Origin of the sequence: Myxococcus sp. AB036A (assembly GCF_006547355.1) — a bacterium.
Classification (GTDB): Bacteria; Myxococcota; Myxococcia; order Myxococcales; family Myxococcaceae; genus Myxococcus; species Myxococcus virescens.
This window is the reverse complement of record NZ_VHLC01000184.1, coordinates 1-7,152: the sequence shown is the minus strand read 5'-3', so window position 1 is coordinate 7,152 and position 7,152 is coordinate 1. Positions and strand designations below refer to the sequence as shown.

Genomic DNA, 7,152 nt, shown 5'->3' with positions numbered 1-7,152 from the left:
GGTGTCGTCTGGGCGGGGGGCGGAGCGGGAGGCGACCTCCGGAGCGCCATGACAGCCCAGTTCGCGGATGGGCAGGCATACCGGGACAAGGCGGTGGTGATTGCCTTTGATGCCCAGGCGCCGATAGGCGTCGGGATTCAGCACGGCTGGTATCCATACGGCCCACCGACCCAGGTCACGAAGGCCCACGGCGCGACCGCCATCGAGCTCGATTACGAGAGCGCATTCGAGGTCTACCGGCGCACGGCCGCGAGCCGCGGAGACGCGCTGGACGTGCAGGGCTTCGCCCGCTTCGCGATGACCCACCCGCTGGGGATTCCCCAGGCCAATGGGGAGTTCGTGATTCGCGACCCAATCTCCATCGAACCCGACGGCTCGGTCCGCTGCGTCGCCGAGATACCGGATGGCTCGTTGGTCCGAGTGATGGAGGGAGCGCGCGCGGACCTGATGGACGCGGCCGAGGGGGCGGCCACCCTGGCTCGGAAAGGAACCCCTGGCGCGTTGGGCGGCGCGGTCGTGTTCGATTGCTACTCCCGCTACCCCATCCTGGGCGAGGAAATCCAAGACGAGCTCTCACGCGTCCAGGGAGCGCTCGGGGAGGCCACGCCGCTCGTGGGCTGTCTGACGCTGGGCGAGGTGGGGGCCATGGGAGGTGGCGTTCCGCAGTTCCACAACAAGACGGTGGTGGTGCTCGCCCTTCCAGGGTGATGGGACGAGGTCGGACATGGCGGACCCCCGCGAGGACGAGGACCGGAAGCTCACCGAGGAGCGACTCGCGCTGCTGAGCGTGCTCCAGGAGCTCACCGTCGCGGCGCTCGACCTCTTCGACCCGAGCAAGCCCGCGGACGCCTTCATGGACCGTGTCGCGGAGCGGCTGGGGTGCATGGTCGCGCTCTGGGTCCAGGTGAACGCGCGGGGGCAGGTCATCCTCCAGGGCGCGAGTGGACTCTCCGCTGCGTCCCGCCAGCTTCCGATTCCCGCCCGCTCCGAGCCCGGGGGGAAGCAAGGGCCCGCCGAGGTGAACCTGCCCTTTCCGGAGCTGGAACTGCCGGAGCTCGTGCGCTGGTCCATTCCAATCATCGGGGCGGACGCGGCGCACAGCGCCAGCGCGCTGCTGCTGTACTTCGACCGCGAGCCGCAGCTCCCGCGACATTACCGGGGCATGATGGAGCGCCTCGGCGGCGTGCTCCGTACCGCGCTCATGCACCGGCAGCTCTTCACCCGCATCCTGGAGAGCGAGCGCGCGCTCCACCAGCAGAAGACGCTGCTGGAGTCCCTGAGCGAAGCCTCCGACGAGGGCATCCTCATCTTCACCCAGGAAGGAAGGACGCTCACGCACAACCGCCGCCTCGTGCAGATGTGGGGGCTGGAGGAGGCGCTCCTGTCCGCATCCTACGGGGCGTGGGTCCGTGCGGCGGCGGAGCTCGTGGAGGAGCCTGCCCGGTTCACGGCGCGCGCAGCCTTCTTCATCGAGCACCGCGACGCGTCGGGACACGACGAGCTTCGGCTCAAGGATGGGCGGATATTCGAGCAGTACGACGCTCCGGTGGTGAGTGCTGACGGCGTCTACTATGGGCGGGCCGCCTACTTCCGGGACGTCACCGCTCGACGGCGCACGGAGCGGGACCTCCAGCACGAGCGGGACTTCAGCTCGGCGGTCCTGGATACAGCCCGCGCGCTGTTCATCGTCCTGGATGTGGAGGGTCGAATCGTCCGCTTCAACCGCGCATGCCAGGAGATGACCGGCTACTCCTTCGAGGAGCTTCGCGGCGCGCGGTTCTGGAAGCAGCTCCAGGCCCCGGAAGAAGCGGCGCGGGTCGAGCGGGACTTCGCCCAGCTCTCCGCGGGCCAGGGGCACGAGGAGTACGAGAGCTGCTGGCTCACGCGAGCGGGAGAGCGCCGCCTCATCGCATGGTCCAGCAACATCCTCCGCAGCCCGTCGGGAGCGGTCGAGTACATCATCGGCACGGGCATCGACATCACCGAGCAACGCCGGGCCGAGCGGGAGCGAGACCAGACCTTCCTGCGTGAGCAGCAAGCGCGGACCCGCGCCGAGGAGCAGGAAGGAAGGTCCGCGTTCCTGGCGGAAGCTTCGGGACTGCTCGCGGGCTCGCTCGCCCCTGAGGACGCGCTGCGAAACGTGGCGGCGCTGACCGTCCAGCGCTTCGCGGACTGGTGCGCGGTCGACCTGCTGGACAACGACCATTCCCCCCAGCGAATCGCGGTGGCCCAATCGCAGACACTGCGGGCCCAATGGCCCGCGAAGGACGCCCACCCGCCACCGGACCTCAATGCCACGCATGGCCCTGGGCGGGTGCTCCGCCGCGGCGAGCCGGAGTTCTGCCTGGAGGATTGCGGCCCCACTGCCCTCGAGTACGACGGCCTCGAGTTCCAGTCCTGGCTGTCGGTGCCGCTGCTCGCGCGTGGCCGGACGCTCGGCGCGCTCACCCTCGCCCGGATGGACGACCAGAGCCGCTATGGCCTGGCCGAGCTCACCGTCGCGCAGGAGCTGGCCCGCCGCGCGGCCATGGCCGTGGACAACGCCCGGCTCTATCGGGAAGCCCAGCAGGCCATTGGCCTTCGTGATGAGTTCCTCTCCGTTGCCTCTCACGAGCTGAAGACCCCGGTCACCTCCCTCCAGTTGTCCGTGCAGGGCCTGCTGCGCCGCGCCCGGTCGGGAGCGCTCTGCACCGCGTCGGTGGAGACCGTGACCCAATCGGTCGAAGGCATCGAACGCCAGGCGATGCGGATGGCGAAGCTCGTCAACACGCTGCTCGATGTCTCGCGCATCCATGCCGGACGGCTCGAGCTCGAGCTGGAGGAAGTGGACCTCGCCGCGCTGGTCCGAGACATCGCGGCACGCTTCGCACCCGAGCTGGCCCTCTCCGGCGCCACGCTCCAGGTTCATGCCGACACGCCGATGCCAGGAATCTGGGACCGGTCGCGGCTCGACCAGATTGTCACCAACCTGCTCTCGAATGCGATCAAGTACGGCGAGGGCAAGCCCATCGAAATCCAGGTCGGCGGAGACGCCAGGACCGCCCTCCTGGAAGTGAGGGACCAGGGAATCGGCATCCCGGCGGAACAACAGGCGTTGATCTTCCGGGCCTTCGAGCGGGCGGTGTCATCGCGCCACTACGGAGGGCTGGGCTTGGGCCTCCACATCGTCAGTCAGCTCGTCGAACGGCTGGGAGGGGCGGTCCGGGTCCAGAGCGAGGCGGGACGCGGCGCCACCTTCACGGTCTTGCTTCCACGCAGCGGCCCCGCCGCGCCGCGGCCGGCTCCGGCGGACATGCCCCTGGACGCGAACCATGCATGAGTGCGCGCTCGCGCCCTCCCGTGCCTGGCGCCGCGCTCTCGTCCGCTGAGAAGCCACTGGCGCGTCGCTGTCCGTCCTCGCCGCTGGACGGTTCTCACATCCGCGCACGGTGTGCGGAGAGCACGCCGAGGAGAACACCGCTGGCACGCCGGCTGCTCAAGCGCTCCCCGACCTCAGGCGGTCAAGCCGACGAGGCAGCCGCGCCGTGGTGGCGCGATGCGGAGTGTGGAGGTGGATGATGCTGACGGCGGGTAAGCGACTGGCGGTCTTCTCCATTCGCGAGGGCAAGGGCGGGAGCATCTGGGTGCGGGCGGGGAGCGCCTTCGTGAACAAGGACGGCTCGCTCAACGTGTTGCTGGACGTGCTGCCGCTGGACGGGAAGCTGCACGTCCGCGAGGCGGCGGAGAAGCGCGACACGGCGGGAATGAGCGGCGGCCGCTACGCGGGAGAGCTGGGGCTGGACGCAGCGCCGGTGGGTGGCCACTCGTGAGGGCGCTGTGCGCGGTGGTGGTGGGCCTGCTCTGGTGCGGGCCCGGGGTGGCGGAGGCGGCGAAGCTGCGCACGCAGCACACGGGGACGGTCAACCTCAACGAGGCCAGCGCGGCGGAGCTGGATTTGCTGCCGGGCGTCGGTGAGAAGGCGGCGCAGCGCATCATCGCGCACCGCCAGAAGCGGCCTTTCAAACGCGTGGAGGAGCTGGTGCGCGTGAAGGGCTTCGGCAAGAAGAAGTTCCTCAAGCTCAAGGCGCACCTGGCGCTGAGCGGGCCCACGACGCTGCGAGTCGAACAGGTGCCCGCCCCTCCTGAGAGAAAGGAGGTGAGCGCGACGAACGACTGAGACTGAAAGCTCCGACAATGGGGGGCCGCCGCCCGGGATTTCTCTCGTGGCCTGGCGCGGCGGCCCTGTCGTGGACGGGCCCATGAGGGGCAAACAGGGAAGCGCCTCTTGGGAGCGGTAGCCATCCTGGAGTGGATTGGTACCATCCGCCGCCATGAACCGACGCCTGACGAACCTGCTCACCGCGCTGCCCGTCACCGCCGCGCTGGTTGCTCCGCCCGTGCTCGCCTGCACCAGCATGCTGGTCTCCAAGGGAGCCACGGCGGATGGAGCCACCTTCATCACCTACGCCGCGGACGCGCACGAGCTGTACGGCGAGCTGTACTTCACGCCCGCGCGCCGCCACGCGCCTGGCGCCATGCGCGACATCATCGAATGGGACACCGGCAAGTTCCTGGGCCGCATCCCCCAGCCCGCCGCGACGTATTCGGTGGTGGGCAACATGAACGAGCACCAGCTCTCCATCGGCGAGTCCACGTTCGGCGGCCGCGAGGAGCTGGAGGGGCCCGCGGGCATCATCGACTACGGCTCGCTCATGTACATCGCGCTGGAGCGCGCGAAGACGGCGCGCGAGGCCATCCAGGTGATGACCACCCTGGTCGCCGAGCACGGCTATGCCTCCACCGGTGAGTCGTTCTCCATCGCCGACCCGAAGGAGGCCTGGCTGCTGGAGATGATTGGCAAGGGCAAGGGCGAGAAAGGCGCGGTGTGGGTGGCCCGCAAGCTGCCCGACGGGTACCTCTCCGCGCACGCCAACCAGGCGCGCATCGGCACGTTCCCGCAGAACGAGAAGCAGACGACGTTCTACTCGCCGGACGTCATCTCCTTCGCCCGGGCGAAGGGCTGGTTCAAGGGCGCGGACAAGGACTTCAACTTCGCGGAGACGTACAACCCCATCGACTTCGGCGGGCAGCGGTTCTCCGAGGCGCGCGTGTGGAGCATCTTCCGGCGCGCGGCGCCGTCGATGAAGCTGGGCGCGGAGTACGCGAACGGCGCGGCGCCCCAGAAGCGGCTGCCGCTGTGGGTGAAGCCGGACAAGAAGCTGTCCGTGCAGGACACCATGGCGCTGATGCGGGACCACTTCACGGGCACGCCGCTGGACATGACGAAGGACGTGGGCGCCGGCCCCTACGCGGCGCCGTACCGCTGGCGGCCGATGACGTGGGAGGTGGACGGCAAGCAGTACCTCCACGAGCGCGCCATCTCCACGCAGCAGACGGGCTTCTCCTTCGTCGCGCAGATGCGGGACTGGCTGCCGGCGCCCATTGGCGGCGTGCTCTGGTTCGGCGTGGACGACACCTTCACCACCGTCTACACGCCCATGTACGCCGGCATCCGGCAGGTGCCGCGCAACTTCGCGCAGGGCGTGGCCAGCCGCGGAGAGTTCTCCTGGGACTCCTCCTTCTGGGTGTTCAACTGGGTGTCGAACCAGGCCTACGGGCGCTGGAGCGACATGGTGAATGACCTGCAGAAGGAGCAGGGCGCACTGGAAGGCCAGTTCCTCGCGGACCAGGCCGACATCGAGAAGCGCGCCCAGGAGCAGTTCAAGCGCAGCCCCGAGGAGGCGCGCCAGTACCTCACCGACTACTCGCTCCAGCAGGGTGAGAAGGTCCACACCCGCTGGCGCAAGCTCGGTGAGACGCTGCTCGTGAAGTACATCGACGGCAACGTGCGCGATGAGATGGGCAAGGTGAACCATCCCAAGTTCCAGGAGGCCTGGTACCGGCGCATCGTCCAGGAGCATGGCAAGGCCCTGCAGATGCCCGCCAAGCCCGCGGAGCCCGCCGCCGCTCCGGCTCCGGCGCCCGCCCCTTCGCAGAAGCCGGCGCCCAAGCCCACCGTGGCCCCCGCGCCGTAACACCCCGTCCTGGACCGGGACGACACGGGCGCCATCCTCCGGCTCACGCTCGAGGAGCTCTGAGCGCCCGCCCGCCCGGCATCCGGCCTGATGGGGAGATGGCCCACGGCGGCCCTCCCCACCGGGCCCGCTGGGCCTTCGAAAAGCCTCCGGCTTGACGTCTGGCTTGCGAGCGGTCAACAGCCAACGGTTTTTCAGCAGCGGGTCGGACGGCGACGCGATAGACCTGCTGCGACTCAAACCATTGGCTTGAGACACGGAGGCAGCAGGTGACAGCAGAAGAATCCCCGAAGGGACCGGCAGATGGGCCGCTGGTACCCCACGAAGGCGAGCGGACCTACAAAGGGCCGCCCCTTGGCGAAGTGCTCGAATTCATGCGACTGCTCTGGGCCGTGGACCACGGGCTCCAGTCCACGTCGAAGCGCATGGAGTCCTCGCTGGGACTCACGGGTCCGCAGCGCCTGGTCATCCGCCTGGTGGGGCGATTCCCCGACATCACCGCGGGCATGCTCGCGCAGATCCTCCACGTCCATCCCAGCACCCTGACGGGCGTGCTCAAGCGCCTGGAGAAGCGGGGCCTGCTGGAGCGCAAGTCCGATCCGCTCGACGGGCGCAAGGCGCTGTTCTCCCTGACGGACGAGGGGCGCGCGCTCGACATCCCCTCCGAGGGCACGGTGGAGTCGTCGGTGCAGCGCGTGCTGGCGCGCCTTTCGCGGTCCAACATCCTCGCGACGCAGGAAGTGCTCACCGCGCTGGCCCGGGAGCTGGGCGGCGTCCCCATGCCTGAGGTCGAGTACGACGAGGCGGGCGCCCGCAAGCAAGTCGTCCGATGAGCCGGTGGCCCGCCCGCTCCCTTGCCGCTGCCGGGGAAGCGTGTGGTGGGCTTCGTAGGAAGGGCGAGCCCGGTGGACCGCGTCACCTCCCGGACCCTCGCCCTTGTGTCTCCTTCCAGCGCCAGACACCTGGAGCCCTTCGAAGGGGCTCCTGGGTCGTTATGCTTCGCAAGAAGGGGCTGGCTGCTAGAAAATCGGGAAATAGGCGGCCCCACCAGGGGTTGCCTCGTCACTGAGCGGACAGGACAGCGTGAACCTCGACACACCGCAGACTCCAGGCCCCGAGCTCCCGCCTCCGCCCCCTC

At 69.1% G+C, this 7,152-nt stretch carries 6 protein-coding genes; all 6 read left to right on the top strand.

What is annotated here, in order from left to right:
• The coding region (locus tag FL344_RS37515; protein WP_194863404.1) for an FIST signal transduction protein at positions 1–708 on the top strand (708 nt) is incomplete at its 5' end.
• A 16-nt stretch (positions 709–724) separates the two neighbouring features.
• Positions 725–3,319 (top strand): ATP-binding protein, encoded by a 2,595-nt coding sequence (locus FL344_RS37510; protein WP_141621878.1) that lies wholly within the window; start codon positions 725–727, stop codon positions 3,317–3,319.
• Between the two features lie 238 nt (positions 3,320–3,557).
• Positions 3,558–3,809, top strand: coding sequence for a hypothetical protein (locus FL344_RS37505; RefSeq protein ID WP_171410524.1), 252 nt, complete (start codon positions 3,558–3,560; stop codon positions 3,807–3,809).
• Positions 3,806–4,156, top strand: coding sequence for a helix-hairpin-helix domain-containing protein (locus FL344_RS37500; protein WP_141621877.1), 351 nt, complete (start codon positions 3,806–3,808; stop codon positions 4,154–4,156). Before FL344_RS37505 ends, FL344_RS37500 begins: the two co-directional genes overlap by 4 nt.
• 154 nt (positions 4,157–4,310) lie before the next feature.
• Positions 4,311–6,014 (top strand): dipeptidase, encoded by a 1,704-nt coding sequence (locus FL344_RS37495; protein WP_141621876.1) that lies wholly within the window; start codon positions 4,311–4,313, stop codon positions 6,012–6,014.
• A 269-nt stretch (positions 6,015–6,283) separates the two neighbouring features.
• Entirely contained in the window at positions 6,284–6,847 is a 564-nt protein-coding gene (locus FL344_RS37490) for a MarR family winged helix-turn-helix transcriptional regulator (protein ID WP_141594553.1), read from the top strand.
• Positions 6,848–7,152: the final 305 nt, after the last annotated feature.